General features: G+C 66.9%; 18 protein-coding genes. 6 read left to right on the top strand and 12 right to left on the bottom strand.

Annotated elements, in window-relative coordinates; genetic code table 11:
* Positions 1 to 3: 3 nt before the first annotated feature.
* Entirely contained in the window at positions 4 to 624 is a 621-nt protein-coding gene (locus tag ACIQ67_RS11275) for a CAP domain-containing protein (RefSeq protein WP_397534459.1), read from the bottom strand.
* Between ACIQ67_RS11275 and ACIQ67_RS11270 the strand changes: the two genes are divergently transcribed.
* Complete coding sequence (locus ACIQ67_RS11270; RefSeq protein ID WP_397534458.1) at positions 623 to 1,234, top strand: YkgJ family cysteine cluster protein; 612 nt, start codon at positions 623 to 625, stop codon at positions 1,232 to 1,234. The two genes, ACIQ67_RS11275 and ACIQ67_RS11270, sit on opposite strands and share 2 nt — an antisense overlap.
* Here the strand turns inward: ACIQ67_RS11270 and ACIQ67_RS11265 are convergent.
* Positions 1,165 to 2,265, bottom strand: coding sequence for a DNA glycosylase AlkZ-like family protein (locus ACIQ67_RS11265; RefSeq protein WP_397534457.1), 1,101 nt, complete (start codon positions 2,263 to 2,265; stop codon positions 1,165 to 1,167). The genes ACIQ67_RS11270 and ACIQ67_RS11265 overlap by 70 nt on opposite strands.
* Before the next feature lie 70 nt (positions 2,266 to 2,335).
* Here ACIQ67_RS11265 and ACIQ67_RS11260 point away from each other — a divergent pair, with 70 nt between their 5' ends.
* Positions 2,336 to 3,007 carry an alpha/beta hydrolase gene (locus ACIQ67_RS11260; protein ID WP_397534456.1) on the top strand — a complete coding sequence of 224 codons (672 nt, stop codon included), beginning with the start codon at positions 2,336 to 2,338 and terminating at the stop codon, positions 3,005 to 3,007.
* A gap of 12 nt (positions 3,008 to 3,019) precedes the next feature.
* On the opposite strand, the gene ACIQ67_RS11255 is transcribed toward ACIQ67_RS11260, so the two are convergent.
* From ACIQ67_RS11255 to ACIQ67_RS11245, 3 genes are all read right to left on the bottom strand, one after another.
* Positions 3,020 to 4,063, bottom strand: coding sequence for a M48 family metallopeptidase (locus ACIQ67_RS11255; RefSeq protein WP_397534455.1), 1,044 nt, complete (start codon positions 4,061 to 4,063; stop codon positions 3,020 to 3,022).
* A gap of 8 nt (positions 4,064 to 4,071) precedes the next feature.
* Positions 4,072 to 5,265: a YjgN family protein gene (locus ACIQ67_RS11250; RefSeq protein WP_397534454.1), complete on the bottom strand. Its 1,194-nt coding sequence runs from the start codon at positions 5,263 to 5,265 to the stop codon at positions 4,072 to 4,074.
* Between the two features lie 81 nt (positions 5,266 to 5,346).
* Entirely contained in the window at positions 5,347 to 5,784 is a 438-nt protein-coding gene (locus ACIQ67_RS11245; protein ID WP_397534453.1) for a MerR family DNA-binding transcriptional regulator, read from the bottom strand.
* 49 nt (positions 5,785 to 5,833) lie between these two features.
* Between ACIQ67_RS11245 and ACIQ67_RS11240 the strand changes: the two genes are divergently transcribed.
* Positions 5,834 to 6,925: an MBL fold metallo-hydrolase gene (locus ACIQ67_RS11240; protein ID WP_397534452.1), complete on the top strand. Its 1,092-nt coding sequence runs from the start codon at positions 5,834 to 5,836 to the stop codon at positions 6,923 to 6,925.
* A gap of 287 nt (positions 6,926 to 7,212) precedes the next feature.
* Here the strand turns inward: ACIQ67_RS11240 and ACIQ67_RS11235 are convergent, their stop codons facing one another.
* Genes ACIQ67_RS11235 through ACIQ67_RS11205 form a run of 7 tightly spaced genes read right to left on the bottom strand, consistent with a single transcriptional unit; the run spans position 7,213 to position 14,971 of the window.
* Positions 7,213 to 8,058, bottom strand: a complete 846-nt coding sequence (locus ACIQ67_RS11235) for a M48 family metallopeptidase (protein WP_397534451.1) — start codon at positions 8,056 to 8,058, stop codon at positions 7,213 to 7,215.
* A 16-nt stretch (positions 8,059 to 8,074) separates the two neighbouring features.
* On the bottom strand, positions 8,075 to 8,866 hold the full coding sequence (locus ACIQ67_RS11230) for a lysophospholipid acyltransferase family protein (RefSeq protein WP_397534474.1): 792 nt from the start codon (positions 8,864 to 8,866) through the stop codon (positions 8,075 to 8,077).
* A complete protein-coding gene (gene gmhB, locus ACIQ67_RS11225) occupies positions 8,866 to 9,489 on the bottom strand; it encodes a D-glycero-beta-D-manno-heptose 1,7-bisphosphate 7-phosphatase (RefSeq protein WP_397534450.1) in 624 nt (207 codons plus the stop codon). The genes ACIQ67_RS11230 and gmhB overlap by 1 nt, the downstream gene beginning before the upstream one ends.
* 50 nt (positions 9,490 to 9,539) lie before the next feature.
* Positions 9,540 to 11,651 carry a glycine--tRNA ligase subunit beta gene (glyS, locus tag ACIQ67_RS11220; RefSeq protein ID WP_397534449.1) on the bottom strand — a complete coding sequence of 704 codons (2,112 nt, stop codon included), beginning with the start codon at positions 11,649 to 11,651 and terminating at the stop codon, positions 9,540 to 9,542.
* A 3-nt stretch (positions 11,652 to 11,654) separates the two neighbouring features.
* Entirely contained in the window at positions 11,655 to 12,584 is a 930-nt protein-coding gene (gene glyQ, locus ACIQ67_RS11215; RefSeq protein ID WP_397534448.1) for a glycine--tRNA ligase subunit alpha, read from the bottom strand.
* Positions 12,585 to 12,623: 39 nt separating this feature from the next.
* Positions 12,624 to 14,093 carry an apolipoprotein N-acyltransferase gene (gene lnt / locus ACIQ67_RS11210; RefSeq protein ID WP_397534447.1) on the bottom strand — a complete coding sequence of 490 codons (1,470 nt, stop codon included), beginning with the start codon at positions 14,091 to 14,093 and terminating at the stop codon, positions 12,624 to 12,626.
* The gene (locus ACIQ67_RS11205; protein WP_397534446.1) at positions 14,093 to 14,971 is read right to left on the bottom strand and encodes an HlyC/CorC family transporter; all 879 of its coding nucleotides are present in this window, start codon (positions 14,969 to 14,971) and stop codon (positions 14,093 to 14,095) included. The genes lnt and ACIQ67_RS11205 overlap by 1 nt, the downstream gene beginning before the upstream one ends.
* A gap of 121 nt (positions 14,972 to 15,092) precedes the next feature.
* Between ACIQ67_RS11205 and ACIQ67_RS11200 the strand changes: the two genes are divergently transcribed.
* From ACIQ67_RS11200 to ACIQ67_RS11190, 3 genes are all read left to right on the top strand, one after another.
* Entirely contained in the window at positions 15,093 to 16,139 is a 1,047-nt protein-coding gene (locus ACIQ67_RS11200; RefSeq protein ID WP_397534445.1) for a CobW family GTP-binding protein, read from the top strand.
* Positions 16,140 to 16,280: 141 nt separating this feature from the next.
* Entirely contained in the window at positions 16,281 to 16,991 is a 711-nt protein-coding gene (gene dksA, locus ACIQ67_RS11195) for an RNA polymerase-binding protein DksA (RefSeq protein WP_397534444.1), read from the top strand.
* 44 nt (positions 16,992 to 17,035) lie between these two features.
* Positions 17,036 to 18,350 (top strand): hypothetical protein (locus ACIQ67_RS11190; RefSeq protein ID WP_397534443.1); only part of this gene is annotated, 1,315 nt, incomplete at its 3' end.

The raw sequence follows: 18,350 nt of genomic DNA, 5'->3' as shown, positions 1-18,350 counted from the left end.
AGGCTACGGCGCGGCAAACACCTGCGTCCACAGGAGCTGGCTCGGCGCGTTGGCCGGCCGAACGCAGGCCAGGCCCATGTCCTGGTAACGCGGCGCCATGATGTTGCGGCAATGGCCTTCGCTTTGCATCCAGGCCTGGATCACCGCCTCGGCGCTGCGTTGTCCGGCCGCGATGTTCTCGCCCCAGCTGGACCAGGCATAGCCGCTGGCAGTGATGCGCTGGCCGGCGTTGCTGCCGTCCGATCCCTGGTGCCCAAAGAAGTCCCGCACGGCCATGTCCTGTGAATGACGCAGTGCGGCCTGCGCCAGCAGCGGATTCCAGCGCAGCGCGGCCACCGGCGGCAGACTCTGCGCACCGCACACCGCCCCACGCGCACGACGCTCGTTGACCAGGCGCTGCAAACTGGCCGGAAAGTCCGGCAGACCGCAGTCGGCGCCCGCAAGCGGCGCGGGTGCGGGTGCGGGTGCGGGTGCGGGTGCCGGTGCCGGTGCGGGTGCCTGTGCGGGTGCCTGTGCAGCATCTGATTCCGCACCACCGCCACCGCAGCCCTGCTGCATCAGCGCAGCGGCGCAAATCAACAGGCCGGAAGACCAAGGGGATGCAGTTCGGAGAAACAAGGACATGGCTGAGGCGGCCTGGATCGGGGAGCGCGATTGTGTGGCCGGGGCCCGCAAAAAAGCGCACGCCGATACAAGTGCTCACCCGTCTTACGCAGCTTGCGCGGGTGGCACCTTGGGCACAATGGCGCTCCGGGCGGGACCGTTCGTTCGTTCACACGCTCGTCCGCCCCACCCCTTGTCGCCTGGCCTGCTGCAAACGATGAGCGCCCCCACCTCGCACGCCCCCTCGCCGGTCACCATTTCAAGCAATCCCTGCCTCAGCTGCGGCGCCTGCTGCGCCGCCTTCAGGGTCTCGTTCTACTGGGCCGAGGCCCCGGAACTGGACTCGGCACTCACCGAGCAGCTGACCCCCCATCTGAGCTGCATGCGCGGCAGCAACAGCCCATCGCCGCGCTGTGTGGCGCTCAAGGGCGACATCGGCGGGCCGACTTCCTGCAGCGCCTATGCCGACCGGCCGCCGCCCTGCCGGGAAGTGCAGGTCGGCGATGACAAGTGTCAGCGCGCAAGGGCCCGGCATGGACTCAGCGCTCTGCCGGCCCAGGTTCATCCGGACGAAGCAACGCCCAGGAAGCCGGACAGCCGTGCCAGCTCGGCCTCCAGCGCCGCCGCATAGCCCGACTCGCGCGGCGGCCGGCCGGCCACATAGCCCAGGTGGGCTTGCAGGCGCCCGTCGGCCACCGTCACATTGCCCCAGCCCAGCACCTGGCCGCGCCACAGCAGCGGCAGCGCGTAATAGCCCAGCTTGCGCTTGGGCGCAGGCGTGTAGGCCTCGAAGCGGTAGGCCCAGCCCCACAGCTGCTCGAAGCGCAGCCGGTCCCAGACGATGGGGTCGAAGGGCGCCAGCAGGCGCAGCTGCTCGTCAAACTGCCAGCGCTTTGCCGCCGGGTTTTCGCCAGGCGGCCAGAACCAGCGCAGGCCATCGAGCTCGACATGCGGCAGGCGTTCGCGGGCGCGCTGCTGTGCCCGTTTCATCTCATCGCGCAGATGCGGTGCGCCATAGGCCAGATGGCTGCACAGCTGGCCCAGACTGCGCGCCGGCAAGGGCGCATATTTGGCCAGCACCAAGTCGATCAGCGCATCGGCCTTCTGCGCATTGCTGCGCTCGTCAGGCACATGCTGCACCTGCGCATAGACGCGCAGGCCGCTGACCCGCCGCGCCACGCGCAAGAGGCCGCGGTAATGCATGCCGTCCAGCAGATGGGTGACGGCGTTCGAGCTGCCACCCCAGGCATTGCGCGTGCGACCGTGGTCGAAGCGGGCCTGCACCTCGCGCGGGCCGGCCTCACCATGCTCGCGCACAAAGTCCAGCACCGCCGCCGCACGCTGGCAGGTTGCGGCATCCCAGTCGCGGCGCGCCCCGCGCGGGTGCATCAGCGCCAGGTGCTCACGTGGCAGAAAGCCGTAATTGACCAGATAGTCCTCATCTACCCGCAGACGCGGATAGCGCTGTTCGAGATCGCCGGCACGGTAGTCTTTGACGCGAAGCCTGAGCGTCAGGTCCTGCGCCCGCGCCGGCGCGCGGATCGGGTCGGCCTGCACAAAACCCAGGCGCCGGATCGCCTGCGGCAGCGTGGTCGGCGTGAACAGGCTGCGCGCCACCGCATGGCGGCGCAGGTCATCGAGGGTGACGGATCGCTTGCTCAAGAGCTTCCTTTTCAAGGTTCGCCGGCAAAGTCTAGCGGCGAGCCCCCAGGCCAGCGGATAGCATCGCCCCATGGAACTCGAACTCATCGAAATGCAGACCGAGGCCGAGCCGCGCGCCAGCCTCATCGTCCTTCATGGTCTGGGCGCCGACGGCCACGATTTCGTGCCGGTCTGCCAGGCACTGGATCTGGCGGCGCTGGGCGGGCTGCGCTGCGTGCTGCCCAGCGCGCCGGTGATGCCGGTGACCATAAACGGCGGACATGCGATGCGCGCCTGGTTCGACATCCGCCACACCAACCTGGGCCGCGAAGAGGATGAAGCAGGGCTGCGGGCTTCGCAGCAGGCCGTTGAGGCGCTGATCGCGCGCGAGATCGAACGCGGCATTCCGGCCGAGCGCATCGTGCTGATGGGCTTCTCGCAGGGCTGCGCAATGACGCTGATGACGGGCTTGCGGCTACCGCAGCGCTTGGGCGCGCTGGTGGGCTTGTCAGGCTATCTGCCCCTGCTGGCGCTGACCGAGGCCGAGCGCCATGCCGCCAACCAGCACACGCCGATCTTTCTGGCGCATGGCAGCCACGATCAGGTCGTGGTGCCGGCGCGCGCCGAGGCCGCCCGCGCCGAGCTGCAGCGCCTGGGCTATACGCCGCAATGGCAGAGCTATCCGATGGGGCATGAGGTTTGCGAGCAGGAAATCGACGACCTCAGCGCCTTCCTTCAGCAGGTGCTGGGCGCCAACATCTGATAGGCCATCACCTCAGCGCGGCCCGGCCTGCTCGGTGGCCAGGCGCTCGTCCAGGCCCGGGTGGGTGGACAGCCAGCCCGGAATCTCGCCCGCACCCAGCCGGCGCTCCTCGGCCTTGAACTTCAGCCAGACCGCCGCCAGCGTCTGCGGCGGCAGCCCCTGCTGGGCGATGAAGCGGCGCGCGTAGGCATCGGCCTCACGCTCGGCCTCGCGGCCGTAGCGCATGCCCTGCACGGTGGCGGCCATCGTCGCGGCCACGTTTGAAAAGTCGCTCAGCACCACACCGGCCACCGAGAACAGGCCAAAGCTGCGCAACACGTTCTGCATGCCATGCCGGTGCACCACATGGCCGAGCTCATGGCCCAGCACCGCCATCAGTTCGTCATCGCTGAGGCTCTGCGCCAGGCCATCGAACACCACGATGCCGCCATGCGGCAGGGCAAAGGCGTTGAAGCCGGCCGCCTTCTTGCTCTCCCGCAGGAATTCCAGCTTCACCGCCACGCCCGGCGCGGCCTGCGCGGCCGCCTCGGCAAAGCGGGCGCTCAGGCGGCGCTGCCGCTCCATCGGCAAGGTGGAAGTGACAAAGCCAAACTGGTCGAGCTTGGCCTCGACCAGCTCGCCCACTTTCTGATCGACCGAGCGCGGCATCCAGCCCAGCACACCCTGCGCCGCCTGGCCGGCACCGTGCCGATCAAACCAGACCAGCAGCGCGAGCAGGCAGACCAGACAGGCCAGCGCGCCGGCCCAAGACGCACTCAGGCGATGCGCCAGCCCGGGCGCCCGTTGCGGCACCTTGAGCGCCAGCGCAGCGGCCGTCGTTGCGCCAAGCCACAGGCGGCCGCCATCGGGCATATCCAGCGGCCGAGGGCAGTCCGGCCAGGCTTCGCCAAGGCGCAGATCGGCCAGCGCATAGCTCTGCACGGCCAGGCTGCCATCGAGCGGCCTCATCACCAGGGTCTGCGCCTCGATCAGCACCTGCACCGCATGGCGGCGGCTGCTGCGGCCATCGAACCAGGTGGCGGGCAGCGCAGCCAGCATCATCGACTCATTCGTCATGGCAAGGCTCACCATCCCAGATCCAGTCCGAACAGATCGGCGCTGCCATCACCGGCAGCACCTTTGTCAGAAGCGGCGGCGGCAGTGACCACCACCCCCTCAAGCGGTGAGCCGGCGCGCAGCGCGATGGCCTCCACGCGGTAGCGCGCCAGCGCCACCGCAGCAAACGGCCAGTACAGGCCCGCCGTCAGCAGCACCAGCAGGGTCTGCTTGAGTGCCAGCTTCCACAAGGTGACCGCCTGCATCTCGCCGATGAAGTCGATGTCGCCCAGCCGGGTGTGCCCCCAGACGATTCGTTGCGTGCGGGCGGCGAAGAAGGGCCAGATGACGAGCCAGAGAATCAACATCGCTCCAGCGGCGGCCAGCACCTGCGGCACGGCGCCCTGGGCCCATTGAGCGCCGACCACCACTGCGGCCAAGCCCACGGTCAGCCCGGCCAGCAAGCCGCCCAGCACCAGCAGGCCGAAGGCGCCGGCATACAGGCCGTAGAACTGGGCCTGCGCCGGCGTAAAGCTGAAGGTCTGGTCGCCGTAACGAGCATGCGCGTGCTGCAACTGCTTCAGGCGCGCATGCGCCCAGGGAAACCCCAGTGCGGTCAGGGCCAAACTGGTCCACATCGCCGCATTGCCCAGACCCAGCTCGATCACCAGCGTGCTGACGGTCCAGAGGATCAGCAGCGGCAGGCAGACCTTGTAGACCGCCTGCCAGGGCGCATCGAAGCCAAAGCGCAGACCGCGCCAGCTGGTGTTGCCCAGCCTGAAACGCTGCGCGCTGGCAAACAGCAGCGGCCCGGCCGCATACAGCAGGCCGAACATCAGCAGCCCGGCGGTGGTGGACCACAGAAAGGCATAGCTGTAGCCCAGCAGCAGCGCGAGGCCCAGCAGCCGCCCCAGCAAGATGCGCCAGGGGTCACCGTGGTAGTCGAAGGCATCGCCCATCAGCAGGGTGTGGCGAGCGAACCAGCGCGCCTTGCGCACCTTGGCCCAGGCGGAGTACACGCCCAGCGTCAGCAGAGTCAGCAGCAGATTGACCACCCAGATGCGGAAGTATTCGGCACCGCGGCCGGTGAACTCCAGATGGGCGAGATAGGTCTCAGCCTCTGCAGCAGGCGCTGCTGTGCCGAACAAATCTGTCTTGAGAGAGCCTTCCTCCAGCTCGCGCTGCAAACGGCTCGCGGCTCCCCGCGCCGAGATGTCTGTCACGCTGCACTCCCCCGTGCTGTTGTGCAGGCAGTCTATGCGCGTGCTGACGCGCAGACTGCCGACCTTACGGGGAAAGCAACATCACACCTTGGCGGGATTGCCCGCCAGGGCCTCGCTGATCAGGTTCTCGCAGCGTTCTTCGTGCTGCGCAATCTCGGCCAAGGTGACCTCGATGTCGTCCAGCTGCTGCTGCAGCTGCCGGCGGTGCTGGCGCAGCACTTCGAGAAAGGCCTTGAGCTGCGGCACCGCGTCCGACTCGGAGTCGTACATATCGACCAGCTGCTTGACCTCCTGCAAGGACAAACCCAGGCGCTTGCCGCGCAGCGTCAGCTTGAGGCGGGTGCGGTCGCGGTGCGTGTAGACGCGGTTGCGGCCGGATCGCGCCGGCTCCAGCAGGCCCATGTCCTCGTAGAAGCGGATCGCGCGCGGCGTGATGTCGAACTCGGCGGCCAGTTCGGTGATGGTGAACAGGCGGCCTGCGCCCTCGGCTGCGGGTGTCGCGTGGGTGGCGGCGCTCATGGATGGACTGGGGCTAATATGACGTTAACGTTAACGTAAGTCTAAAGCCATGGCCAATCCGCGCGAATCCGAACTGAGCTACCCGATGGGCGAGGCCTTGCCCGAGCCCGGCGGCGTGCTGGAAGTGGCGCCGGGGCTGCGCTGGGTGCGTATGGGCCTGCCCTTCGCACTGGACCACATCAACCTCTGGCTGCTGCGCGACGAGATCGACGGCCCCGCCGGCAAGGTCCAGGGCTGGACCATCGTCGACTGCGGCATCTGCACCGATGCCACCAAGGCGCTGTGGGAGCAGGTGTTCGACAAGCACCTTGACGGCCTGCCGGTGCTGCGCGTGATCGTCACGCATTTCCACCCCGACCACATGGGGCTGGCGCATTGGCTGACGGAGCGCTGGCAGGTTCGGCTCTGGATGAGCTGCTCCGACTACAACCTAGCCCGCGTCGCCAGCGGCTCGACGGTGGGCATGGGCGGCGAGACGGCAGCGGCCTTCTTCGGCAGCCACGGTCTGACGGACGAAGACTCGCTGGCCAAGATCCGCGCGCGCTCCAGCTACTACCCCAGCATGGTGCCGGCCGTGCCCTCGGCCTATCGACGTCTGATGGAGGGTCAGGTTTTGCAGATCGGCGACCGCAGCTGGCGCTGTATCGCCGGCTACGGCCATGCGCCCGAGCACATCAGCCTGTATTGCGAGGACTTCGGCGGCAGCAAGGGCTCCGCCCTGCCGGTGCTGATCTCCGGCGACATGCTGCTGCCGCGCATCTCCACCAATGTATCGGTGGTCGATGTCGAGCCGGAAGCCGATCCGCTGAGCCTATATCTCGCATCGACCGGCCGGCTGCTGGAGCTGGCGCCCGACAGCCTGGTGCTGCCCTCGCATGGCCGCCCCTTCCGCGGCCTGCCCGCGCGCGTCGATCAGTTGCTGGAGCACCATGAGGAACGTCTGGCCGAGGTGATCGCAGCCTGCCAGGCCAAGCCCTGCCATGCGGCCGAGCTGCTGGAGATGATGTTCAAGCGAAAGCTGGACCTGCACCAGACCACCTTCGCGATGGGCGAGGCGGTGGCCCACTTGAACGCGCTGTGGTTGCAGGGCCGCCTGCAGCGGGAAATGGGCAGCGACGGGGTGTATCGATTCAGGACATGAGCCGGCGCTGGCGTCGGGCCGGCGCAAAGAAGTGATCGCCGCCGCCAGCGAGAGTGCTGACGGCGGCGGACTTCGTTTCGCCTGAGTGCATCGTTGTCGCGGCGGCGGTCAACCCCGAGGGACCGGCAGTGCGCCAAAGGCCGTTGTTCTATGACTTGCTGAGCCGGCCTGGATGCATCGTGATGACAGTGCCTGGAGTGTCTGCGGCCTGAGGGCCTCGCCACAAGCCCCCCTGAAGGGGGAGGGGTAAGCACAGGCCCGGCCGCCTTGTCCCAGGCCCCCGGGGCTCAGGGTTCGAAGCGCGGCAGCACCTCATCGCGCAGCTGACGACGCGCCTGCTCGTAGTCCGGCATGACCGAGGCCACCACGGCCCAGAAGCGCTCGCTGTGGTTCATCTCGCGCAGATGCGCCAGTTCATGCGCCACCACATAGTCGATCACCGGCGGCGTGAAATGGATCAGGCGCCAGTTCAGCCGGATCGCACCGCTGGCGCTGGCGCTGCCCCAGCGGGTCTGAGCCGAACTCAGCGACAGCCGGGTGTAGCGCACATCCAGCGCCGCAGCGAAATGCTGGCAGCGCTGCTCGAACAGGCTGCGCGCCTCGCGCTGCAACCAGCCCTGCACCGCATCGCGCATCTGCTCGGCGCCGGCATCCTGCGGCAGCGCCAGGCGCAGATGCCGAGGCTCGTCATGCAGCAGCGGCCGGCCCTTCAACGATGGGTCGAGCCGCACCGTCAGCGGCGCCCCGAGATAAGGCAGGCTGCAGCCATCAGCCCAGGGGATGCGCGACGCATGCAGGCGCTGCGCGCGCTCGCGCTGCTCGACCAGCTTGCGCAGGATCCAGCCGGACTTGCTGTGCAACACGCCTTCGATCTCGGTCAGGCTCACCCAGCGCGGCGCACTGACCCGCAAGCCTTCGGCACTGACGCTGAAACCGATGCTGCGTCGGCGCGCGCGCCGCAGTTCATACGGGACAGGCTGGCCCTCCAGCGACACCTTGCGCACCGTATCGCCCGGCTGCGGCCGGGCACTCGGGCCCGGCCCGGCCGGCGTTGCTGCGGCCGGCGGGCTGGTCTCTGCATCAAACAGCGACAGCTGCACGTTGTGCAGCAGGCTGGTCAGATGCTTGAACATGGCCGGGAGGCGTCGATCAGGCGCTGGCGGTCTCTGCCAGGGACGGGCAACGCTGCTCTCCATAAGCCTCAGGATCGATGCGGCGCATCTCGGTCTCGATCCAGGCCTCGACGTCTTCCATCAGCTCGCCGGGCTTGCGGCCCACCGAAGCGATGGGCGCGCCAATCGAGATGTCGACCACGCCCGGGCGCAGCAGGAAGCTCTTGCGCGGCCAGCAGCGCGCCGAGTTGACGGCGATCGGCACAACCGGCGTGCCGGTGGCTATCGCCAGCCGCGTGCCGCCGGTCTTGTATTCGCCCTTCTGGCCGCGCGCGATGCGCGTGCCTTCCGGGAACATGATCACCCAGTGGCCCATCTCGGCCAGTCGCTTGCCTTGCGCAGCCACCTTGGCCCAGGCCTCGGAGCGGCGGCTGCGGTCGATGTGGATCATGTCCATGCGCGCCATAGCCCAGCCGAAGAAGGGGACGTAGAGCAGCTCGCGCTTGAACACATAGGCCATAGGGTGGCTCATGATGGTGGGCAAAGCAAAGGTCTCGAAAGTGCTCTGGTGCTTGGCCAGCAGCACCACGGCCGACGTCTTGTCCTGGGCGGTGGGCAGGTTGTCCATGCCATGCACGCGATAGCTGACGCCGCAGATCACGCGCGCACCACCGATGGCCAGGCGCAGCCAGCCGACACAGGCCCAGTACACGGTATCGCCGCGTGCGAACACCGAGATCAGCAGCACACCGAGCGCCCAGGGAATGACAGTGAGGGCCATCCACAGCACGAAGATCAGCGAGCGCAGCGCCGACAAGAGCAACATCATCATTCGTCCAGATCTCCAGGGCTGGTATCAGGCAACAGCACTTCACCACGCGCCGTCGCCCGCGCGCGGCGCTCCTGCTGGATCAGGTCTTCGGCGAAGGCCGCCAGACTGGCATGCACGCGGGCGGCAGGCACCTGGGCCAACATGGCGCCCAGCTGCTCTTCGCTCATCGAGCCGAGGCGGTCGCTGAGCACCAGGTGCGGGTGGCAGCCGGCCGCCTGCGCCGTCTGCAGATCACGCAGCGAGGCGCCGACCATATGCACCTGGGACAGGTCCACGCCAAAGCGCTCGCCGATCGTGATCAGCAGACCGGGCAAGGGCTTGCGGCAGGTGCAGGCTTCTTCCGGCGTGTGCGGACAGAAAAAGGCCGCATCCAGGCGCCCACCCTTCTCGGCCAGCAGCTGGTTCAGCCGCATGTGCACCGCGTTCAGCGAGGCCATGTCGAGCAGCCCGCGGCCGATGCCGGGCTGGTTGGTAGCCATCACCGTGTGCCAGCCCGCATGGTTGAGTCGCGCCACGGCCTCCAGCGCGCCCGGCAGGGGCTGCAGCTCTTCGACCGACTTCACATGGTCGTCGCGGTAGCGGTTGATGGTCCCGTCACGGCCCAGGATGACGAGCTTCATGCTGTGGCCGTGTTCGGAGCGCATCGTCAGCCCTTCGTTCGATCGTCAGGTCAGCTCGCCAGACGCGAGAGGTCGGCCACGCGGTTCATCGCCTCATGCAGGGTCTTCAGCAGGCCAAGGCGGTTGGCGCGCAGCGCCGGGTCTTCGGCATTCACCATCACGCCATCGAAGAAGGCATCCACCGGGCCTTTCAGCATCGCCAGTTCGCGCAGCGAGGCTTCGTACTGGCCGGCGTGGAACAGGCTGTCGGCGATGGGCTGCACATTCTTCAGCGCGGTGGCCAGATGCTGCTCGGCCGCCTCGGTCAGCAGCGCCGCATCGATGCGTGCCTCCACCGGGGTCTCGACCTTCTTCAGGATGTTGGCAATGCGCTTGTTGGCCGCAGCCAGCGATTCGGCCTCGGGCAGCGCGGCGAAAGTGCGTACCGCAGCCAGGCGCTGGCCCACATCGGCCAAGCGCTGCGGGCGCAGCGCCAGCACGGCATCGACTTCCTTGGCGCTGTAGCCCTGCTCGCGCAGAGCGCCGGCGAGGCGGTCGAAGATGAAATCGGCCAATGCGGCGGTCGGGTCCTGGATCTGGCTGCCAAAGGCCGGCACTGCCGCCTGGATCAAGGCATCCAGGCCTAGCGAGCCCGCCCGTTCGGACAGCATACGCACCACGCCCAGAGCATGACGACGCAGTGCGAACGGGTCCTTGTCGCCGGTGGGCAGTTGGCCGATGCCGAACAGGCCCACCAGGGTTTCCAGCTTGTCGGCCAGCGCGACGATCAGGCCGACCTCGTTGCGCGGCAACTCGTCGCCGGCGAAGCGCGGCTTGTAATGATCCTCGATGGCGAAGGCAACCGCCTCGGCGAGGCCGTCGTGGCGCGCGTAGTAGCCGCCCATGATGCCTTGCAGCTCGGGGAACTCGCCCACCATATCGGTCAGCAGATCGGCCTTGGCCAAGTGTGCCGCCTGATCAACCTGTGCCGTCAGCGCGCCGCCGCCCAGCATCTCGGCGATGGCCTTGGCGATGGCCCGTACCCGCTCGACGCGCTCACCCTGCGTGCCCAGCTTGCCGTGATAGACCACCTTGGCAAGACCTGACACCCGGTCGGCCAGGCTCTTCTTGCGGTCCTGGTCGAAGAAGAACTTGGCGTCCGACAGGCGTGGGCGCACCACGCGCTCGTTGCCGCCGATCACCGCACTGGCGTCAGCCGGCTTGATGTTGGAGACAACCAGGAACTTGTGCGTCAGACGGCCTTCGCCGTCCAGCAGCGGGAAGTACTTCTGGTTGGCCTTCATCGTCAGGATCAGGCATTCCTGCGGCACGGCCAGGAACTCGGTCTCGAACTGGCAGGTCAGCACATTGGGGCGCTCGACCAGGGCCGTCACCTCATCCAGCAGGGCTTCGTCCTCGATCGGCTTCAAGCCTTCCTTGGCGGCAGCGGCCTGCAGTTGGCGCAGCAACTCGGCGCGCCGCTCGGTGAAGCTGGCGATCACGGCGCCCTGCTCGGCCAGTTGCCGGGCATAGCTGTCGGCCGACTCGATCTGCAGGCGCTCGACCGCCGCCTCGAAACGATGGCCGCGCGTCTCGCGGCCGGCGTTCAGGCCAAGCGCATAGACCTGCACTACATCGGAACCATGCAGCGCCAGCAGGCTGTGGGCCGGGCGCACGAACTTCACATCGCTCCAGCCATCGGCCAACTGGTAGGTCATGACCTTGGGGATGGGCAGCTTGGCCAGCGCCTCGTCCAGCGCCTTTTGCAGGCCTTCGGCCAGTGCCACACCGGGCACCACCATGTCCAGAAACAGGGCCTCGGCCTTGCCGTCGGGCAGCCTCTTCAGCTGCGGGACGACAGACGCGTCGGCGCCAACGCCAGCCAGCTTCTTCAGCAGCGCGGGTGTGGCGTTGCCGCTGGCATCCAGCGCCACCGCCACCGGCATCAGCTTCTGCTGCACCGAGCGGTCGGCCGCCTTGGGCGCCACATCGGTCAGTTGCACGGCCAGTCGACGCGGCGAGGCGAAGGGCGTGGCCACCGATTCCGCAGCGGCCAGGCCCTGGGCCTTCAGGCTGTCGGCCAGCACCGCGGCAAAGGCCTCGCCCAGCTTCTTCAGCGCCTTGGGCGGCAGTTCTTCGACGAACAGTTCAAGCAGCAGGTTCTTGTTCGATGCGCTAGTCATGACTCAGGCGGCCTTCTTCTCGTTCTTCTTTGCGATCTGGGCAACCACTTCGTCCGCCCAGGCCTTGGGTGCCATCGGGAAGCCCAGGCGCGCACGGCTGTCGAGATAGCTCTGCGCCACGGCGCGTGCCAGATTGCGGATGCGGCCGATATAGGCAGCGCGCTCGGTCACGCTGATCGCGCCGCGGGCGTCCAGCAGGTTGAAGGTGTGGCCGGCCTTGAGCAGTTGCTCATAAGCCGGCAGCGCCAGCTGCACGTCCATCAGTTCCTTGGACTTGCGCTCGTGCGCGGCAAAGGCCGTGAGCAGGAAGTCAACATCGCTGTGCTCGAAGTTGTAGGTCGACTGCTCCACCTCGTTCTGGTGGAACACATCGCCATAGCTCAGCCCCGGCGTGTACTCCAGGTCATAGACCGATTCCTTGCCCTGCAGATACATGGCCAGGCGCTCAAGGCCGTAGGTGATCTCGCCGGTGATGGGCTTGCAGTCGATGCCGCCCACCTGCTGGAAGTAGGTGAACTGCGTCACCTCCATGCCGTTGAGCCAGACTTCCCAGCCCAGGCCCCAGCAGCCGAGCGTGGGGTTCTCCCAGTCGTCCTCGACGAAGCGCACATCGTTCTTCTTCAGATCGAAACCCAGCGCTTCCAGGGAGCCCAGATAGAGCTCCAGGATGTTGGCCGGCGCGGGCTTGAGCACCACCTGAAACTGGTAGTAGTGCTGCAGGCGGTTGGGGTTGTCGCCATAGCGGCCGTCCTTGGGGCGGCGGCTGGGCTGCACATAGGCGGCCTTCCAGGGCTCGGGGCCGAGCGCGCGCAGAAAGGTCGCGGTATGGCTGGTGCCGGCGCCGACCTCCATGTCATAGGGTTGCAGCAGGGCGCAGCCCTGCTTGGACCAGTAGTCCTGCAAGGTCAGAATGATTTGCTGGAAGCTCAGCATGGATGCTCGTCTGTCGGTGAGGGGCACAAGGGCCCGATTCTACGAGGCGCGGCGGCGCAGCCAGGCAGCCAGCAGACCGGCCGCAGCCAGCACCGCCAAAGGCCACAGACCGAGGCGCGCCAGCCAGCGCGCATAGGGCGTGCTGCCGCTGCGGCCCTCGACGCTGGCCTCCAGCAGCGCAGCTCGCGCAGCCGGCAGGCGCGCGACGACCTTGCCCTTGTGGTCCAGCACCGCGGTTGCGCCGGTGTTGGTGGAGCGGATGAAGGGGCGCTGGAACTCCAGCGCCCGCATCTGCGAGAACTGCAGATGCTGGTCCTGCACCATCAGCGTGCCGAACCAGGCCAGGTTGCTGACATTGATCAGCACGGTGGCAGCACTCTCGCTGTCCTGCACGCTGTCGACGAAGTCTTCGCCGAACAAATCCTCGTAGCAGATCAGCGGCCGCAGGCGCTGGCCAGCCACGCTGAAGGGGTGCTGGTGGTCGCCACGGGCCTGATCGTCCATGGGGATGCTCATCGCACTGACAAACCAGTGGAAGCCCGGCGGGATGAACTCGCCGAAGGGCAGCAGATGCCGCTTGCCATAGGCGTAAGGGACTTTGGTGCCGGGCGCCAGCGCCAGCAGCGAGTTGACGTAGCCCTTCTGCTCATCGCCCAGGAAGACGCCCAGCAGCACCGGCCGTCGCTGGGCTGCACGCATCAGGCGCTCCAGATACTCGCGGGGCAGGTAGGACAGCGGCAGGGGCACGACCGACTCCGGCGTCACCACCAGCTGGCCGCGGGCCGCCTCGATCTGGCGCGCCAGCAACTCCATATTGGCGGCGATGCGCTCGCGGTCGAACTTCTGGTCCTGCGGAACATTGGGCTGCAACAGCGAGACCCGCAGACTGCCGCTGCTACGCGTAAAGTCCTGCGGCAGCAGTTGCCCCACCAGCAGCAGCGCCATCACCACAGCCGCGGGCTGCCAATACTGGCGCGATAGCGCCGCGAAAGCCGCGGCAGCGCCAGCAGCCAGCGCCGTGATGCCATAGACGCCAACCCAGGGCGCCCAGGGCTGCAGCAGGCCGGTGGTGTGCGCATAGCCGCTGGCAATCCAAGGGAAGCCGCTGAACAGCGTGGCGCGCGCCAACTCGGCCAGCAGCCAGCAGCTGGCCCAGGTCAGCGCATGCCAGGGCCCACCGCGGCCGCGCAAGCTGGACGCCAGTGCCAGGGCCAGCGCGTAGTAGCCGGCCAGGAAGGCCGCCAGTAGCAGCACGGCAGCAGCCGCCACCAGCCAGGGCAGATGGCCGTACTGGTGCATGCTGATGTGCAGCCACCAAAGGCCCGAGACCATCCAGCCCAGACCGAACATGCCGCCGATGGCGGCGGCGCGGCGTGGGCTGGCACCCCAGCTCAGATGCGCAAGCCAGGCCAGCGCCATCAATTGCAGCCACCAGGCCTCGAAGGGGGCAAAGGATGCGGTATGCAGCACCCCGGCAGCGAGGGCTGCCAGCAGGAAGCGCCGACGCATCAACTCTTGTCGGGCACGACAGGTGCGCGAGTGACCTTGAACCAGCGCACCGCGCCGCCACGCGTCAGCATCACCGCAAAGTTCAGCCCGCCTACCTCGACGGTCTCGCCCCGGCGCGGCACGCGGCCATGTTCATGCGCCACCAGGCCGCCGATGGTGTCGAAGTCTTCCTCCGGCAACTGCATCGTGAAGGCCTGGTTGACGGCAGAGATGGCGGTATCGCCCGCGACACGCTGGCTGCCGTCGGCCAGGGTGTAGATGCTGGACTCGCCATCCTTGTCGTCGAACTCGTCCTCGATTTCGCCGACGATCTCCTCCAGCACGTCCTCGATGGTGATCAGGCCGGCGGTGTTGCCGAACTCGTCGATCACGATGGCCAGATGGTTGCGGTTGGAACGAAAGTCGCGCAGCAACTCGTTCAGGCCCTTGCTCTCCGGCACAAAAACAGCCGGGCGCAGCAGCGCGCGCAGGTTCAATTCCGGCGCCCGCTGGATCTTCAACAGATCCTTGGCCAGCAGGATGCCGATGATGTTGTCGCGCCCGCCCTCAAAAACCGGGAAGCGCGAGTGCCCGGTGTCGATCACCAGGCCCAGCAGTTCTTCGTAGGGGGCCTCGATGTCAAGCAGGTCCATGCGCGGCGCGGCCACCATCACATCGCCGGCGCTGAGTTCGGCCATGTGCAGCACGCCTTCGAGCATCAGGCGCGACTCGGGCGCGATGAGCTCGCGCTCTTCAGCCTCGGCCAGGGTTTCTATCAGTTCGCGGGTGGAGTCCGGTCCGGGATGGAGGAATTCCAGCATGCGGTCGAGCAGTCCGCGATTCGCGGCACTTTTCGAGACCCCTCCCTTGGAGGGGCGACTAGGCTGAGGTTCAGACACAGGCTTCGTGTCGCAGTTGAGGAACGCACAGAATAACCGATTGACATCGCCCAGCGCTTGCACCACAGTCAGCCGCCCCAATATGGCGGCCGGTCTGCCACAGTCTCTCAAGCATCACACCATGTCACAAGGCCTCATTCCCGCCACCATCCTCACCGGCTTCCTGGGCTCAGGCAAGACCACCCTGCTCAAGCGCGTGCTGCAGGAGAGCCACGGCCAGAAGATCGCGGTGATCGAGAACGAGTTCGGCGAAGAGAACATCGACAACGACATCCTGGTGGCCGAGACCACCGAGCAGATCATCCAGATGAGCAATGGCTGCGTCTGCTGCACGATCCGCGAAGACCTGCGCACCACGCTGTCCGATCTCGCCGCCAAGCGGCGCAAGGGCGAGCTGGATTTCGAACGCGTCATCATCGAGACCACCGGCCTGGCCGACCCCGGCCCGGTGGCGCAGACCTTCTTCATGGATGACGAGATCGCCGAGAGCTATCTGCTGGACTCGATCCTGACCCTGGTCGACGCCAAGCATGCCGAGCAGCAGCTGGACACGCGCCAGGAAGTTCGGCGCCAGATCGGTTTCGCCGACCAGATCTTCATCAGCAAGACCGATCTGGTGGAGGCTGGCGCCGTCGAGGCCCTGATCCACCGCATCAAGCACATGAACCCACGCGCACCCGTGCAGACGGCCCACTTCGGCGAAGTGGCGCTGGCCCAGGTGTTCGATCTGCGCGGCTTCAACCTGAATGCCAAGCTCGAGATCGACCCCGACTTCCTCAAGGAAGACGATCACGATCACCACCATCATGACCATGATCATGATCATGAGCATGGCGAGCATTGCGATCACCCGCATCACCACCATCACGATGACGATGTGAAGTCCTTCGTGTTCCGCTCGGACCGCGCCTTCAACCCGGCCAAGCTGGAAGACTTCCTGGGTGCCATCGTGCAGGTCTACGGCCCCAAGATGCTGCGCTACAAGGGCGTACTGAACATGAAGGGCACTGACAAGAAGGTGATCTTCCAGGGCGTGCACCAGTTGATGGGTTCGGACTTGGGTCCGAAATGGATGCCTGGCGAAAAAAGAACGAGCAAAATGGTTTTCATCGGCATTGATCTGCCCCAGGACATCCTGCTACAAGGTATGGAAGGCTGCCTCGTTTGATTCAAGCGGACCGTCAGCGGAGATGCAGGATGGCGTGGCTACAATGCGCCCGCCCGAAAACCGACGGTATCGCACGCACACTGGATGCACCGCATTCCAGCCGAGCAACGCAGGCATGAAGCCTGAGCGAGGAGACGACACGTGAGCAAGACCCCGGCCCCAAAGAACACCCTGACGCCGGCCCCCAAGGCCTCAGCCGAGGGGCGGCCGGCATCAAAGGCCGGCAAAGCAGCGCCCAAGCCCAAGGCCGAAGTGCACGAACCGTCATCCGTGGCCACCCTAGAGGCGGCGACACCCATCCAAGGCAGCAGCCGGTTTGCTGACCGTTTTGCGCCCCCGAAGCCGCCAACGCGACAAATGAGTACTCCCGAGATCGAAAGCCCCCGCACCCCCGTGAAAGCCGACCCCAAACTCGCCAACGCCTGGAAGACCAAGGCGGGCAAAGACCTGAGCGATGCCGAAGTGCTGGCCATGCCCGAGTCGGAGTACATGAACGACAAGCAGATCGAGTTCTTCCGTTCCAAGCTCACCGAGCTTAAGGACGGCGTGCTCTCGAATGCCGGTGAAACCACCGAGCATCTGCGCGAGGACACCTCCATCGTTCCCGATCCGGCCGACCGCGCCACCATCGAGGAAGAGCATGCGCTGGAATTGCGCACGCGCGACCGTGAACGCAAGCTGCTGAAGAAGATCATGCAGTCGCTGTCCCGCCTGGATACCGGCGAGTACGGCTACTGCGATGAAACCGGCGAGCCCATCGGCCTGGGCCGGCTGATCGCACGCCCGACCGCCACGCTGTCGCTGGAAGCCCAGCAGCGGCGCGAGCTCAAGCAGAAGATGTTCGGCGATTGAGCCACTGAGCCCTCGCGGCCTCACCACGCAAGCACACGGCGCGCATGTCAGACCCCAAGGACAACGAGAGTTTCTTCCGCAAGGTCGCGCGCTTCGTCGCCAATCCGACGACCGACTGGGCCGAGATCAACTCGCGCCAGGACGACCCAGAGGGTGATCAGGCCAAGGCCGAGTTGCGCGCCATGGTCGAGCGCAAGCGCCGCAACGACTTCGTGCGCAAGCGAGAGCTCGACATGCTGCGGCGCATCCGGCGCGAAGGCCTGAGCCCGGAGCAGCTGGCAGCCCTGGGCAGCAGCAGTTCGCGCCTGGACGAGATCGAGCGTGGCAGCGACCTGAACTCCAAGATCGACCTGGGCGTCAAGGCCAAGATCGACCAGATCGAGCAGCAGATGGTGGGCGAAGGCTTTGCGCCCACCCAAATGCAGCAGCAGCCGAGCAGCCATCCGCCGGGTTTCTTCGAGACCAGCACGCGACCGGTGCATTTCGCCTCCACCCTGGCGGCCGATGCCGCCGATCTACCCCCTGCCGCTCCACCAAGACCCGCGCCAGCGGCGGCACCGATGGCTGCAGCGCCGGTATCCGCACGGCCCTCACGTCCCGAGCATGGCTCGGCCGCGTCCGCCGTGATGGGCGCCGGCCTGCCACCGCTTTCAGACGCTCGCCCCAGCGTGCTGCCGGCCCTGGACTTCCCGATGCTGGACCTGCCAGGCCAGACTCCGAGCGCCGCGCCAGAACCCGCGAAGCCGCCCGTCGCAGCGCCTGCGCAAGGCCTGGGCTTGAGCTTCAACGTATCGCTGCAGCCGGCGCTGGAAGTCAACGAGTTGGTTCACGACCCGGAACTGGATGAGGCAGTGATTGCCTTCGCCAATGCGGACTATGCCCATTGCGAGCAGGTACTGGCTGCGCTGGTCGCAGCCGGCGGCCCGCGGCACGGTCATGCGGAGACCTGGCTGGTGCTGTTCGATCTGTACCGCGCCACGTCGCAGCAAGCCAAGTTCGAGGCGCTGGCGCTGGACTATGCGCAGCAATTCGGCCTGTCTTCCCCGCAATGGTTCTCGTTGCCCAAGCTGGTGGCGGATGCGGCCATGAAGGAGCGACGCCCGATGGCCCAGGCTGGCGGCGTGTGCTGGGCGGCGCCCGAGTATCTTGAGGCCGAAGCCGTGTCCCTGTTGGCGACGCGCTGCCAGAACCTGCCAATGCCCTGGGTGCTGGACTGGGCGGCTTTGCGCCAGTTGGACCCAGAGGCCGGTGCCAAGCTGCGCGACCTGTTCCGCCAGTGGGCCAAGCAGCAGGTGGACCTGCGCTGGCTCTCCGGTGATCGCTTCCTGCAGCAGCTCAAGGAGCTGGCGCCGGTGGGCG

It is taken from the genome of Roseateles sp. (assembly GCF_044373315.1).
GTDB lineage: Bacteria > Pseudomonadota > Gammaproteobacteria > Burkholderiales > Burkholderiaceae_C > JACDQM01.
Note: the sequence above shows the minus strand (reverse complement) of the source record. Positions and strands in the feature narration are given on the sequence as shown.

Excerpts from the sequence above, each read along its gene's own strand:
- ACIQ67_RS11245 (WP_397534453.1), bottom strand. The coding sequence starts at position 5,784 with ATGAGCGCCGCCACCCACGCGACACCCGCAGCCGAGGGCGCAGGCCGC.
- ACIQ67_RS11200 (WP_397534445.1), top strand. The coding sequence starts at position 15,093 with ATGTCACAAGGCCTCATTCCCGCCACCATCCTCACCGGCTTCCTGGGC.
- ACIQ67_RS11260 (WP_397534456.1), top strand. The coding sequence starts at position 2,336 with ATGGAACTCGAACTCATCGAAATGCAGACCGAGGCCGAGCCGCGCGCC.
- ACIQ67_RS11255 (WP_397534455.1), bottom strand. The coding sequence starts at position 4,063 with ATGACGAATGAGTCGATGATGCTGGCTGCGCTGCCCGCCACCTGGTTC.
- ACIQ67_RS11230 (WP_397534474.1), bottom strand. The coding sequence starts at position 8,866 with ATGATGTTGCTCTTGTCGGCGCTGCGCTCGCTGATCTTCGTGCTGTGG.
- ACIQ67_RS11235 (WP_397534451.1), bottom strand. The coding sequence starts at position 8,058 with ATGTTCAAGCATCTGACCAGCCTGCTGCACAACGTGCAGCTGTCGCTG.
- ACIQ67_RS11275 (WP_397534459.1), bottom strand. The coding sequence starts at position 624 with ATGTCCTTGTTTCTCCGAACTGCATCCCCTTGGTCTTCCGGCCTGTTG.
- ACIQ67_RS11270 (WP_397534458.1), top strand. The coding sequence starts at position 623 with ATGGCTGAGGCGGCCTGGATCGGGGAGCGCGATTGTGTGGCCGGGGCC.
- ACIQ67_RS11240 (WP_397534452.1), top strand. The coding sequence starts at position 5,834 with ATGGCCAATCCGCGCGAATCCGAACTGAGCTACCCGATGGGCGAGGCC.
- glyQ (WP_397534448.1), bottom strand. The coding sequence starts at position 12,584 with ATGCTGAGCTTCCAGCAAATCATTCTGACCTTGCAGGACTACTGGTCC.
- gmhB (WP_397534450.1), bottom strand. The coding sequence starts at position 9,489 with ATGAAGCTCGTCATCCTGGGCCGTGACGGGACCATCAACCGCTACCGC.
- lnt (WP_397534447.1), bottom strand. The coding sequence starts at position 14,093 with ATGCGTCGGCGCTTCCTGCTGGCAGCCCTCGCTGCCGGGGTGCTGCAT.
- glyS (WP_397534449.1), bottom strand. The coding sequence starts at position 11,651 with ATGACTAGCGCATCGAACAAGAACCTGCTGCTTGAACTGTTCGTCGAA.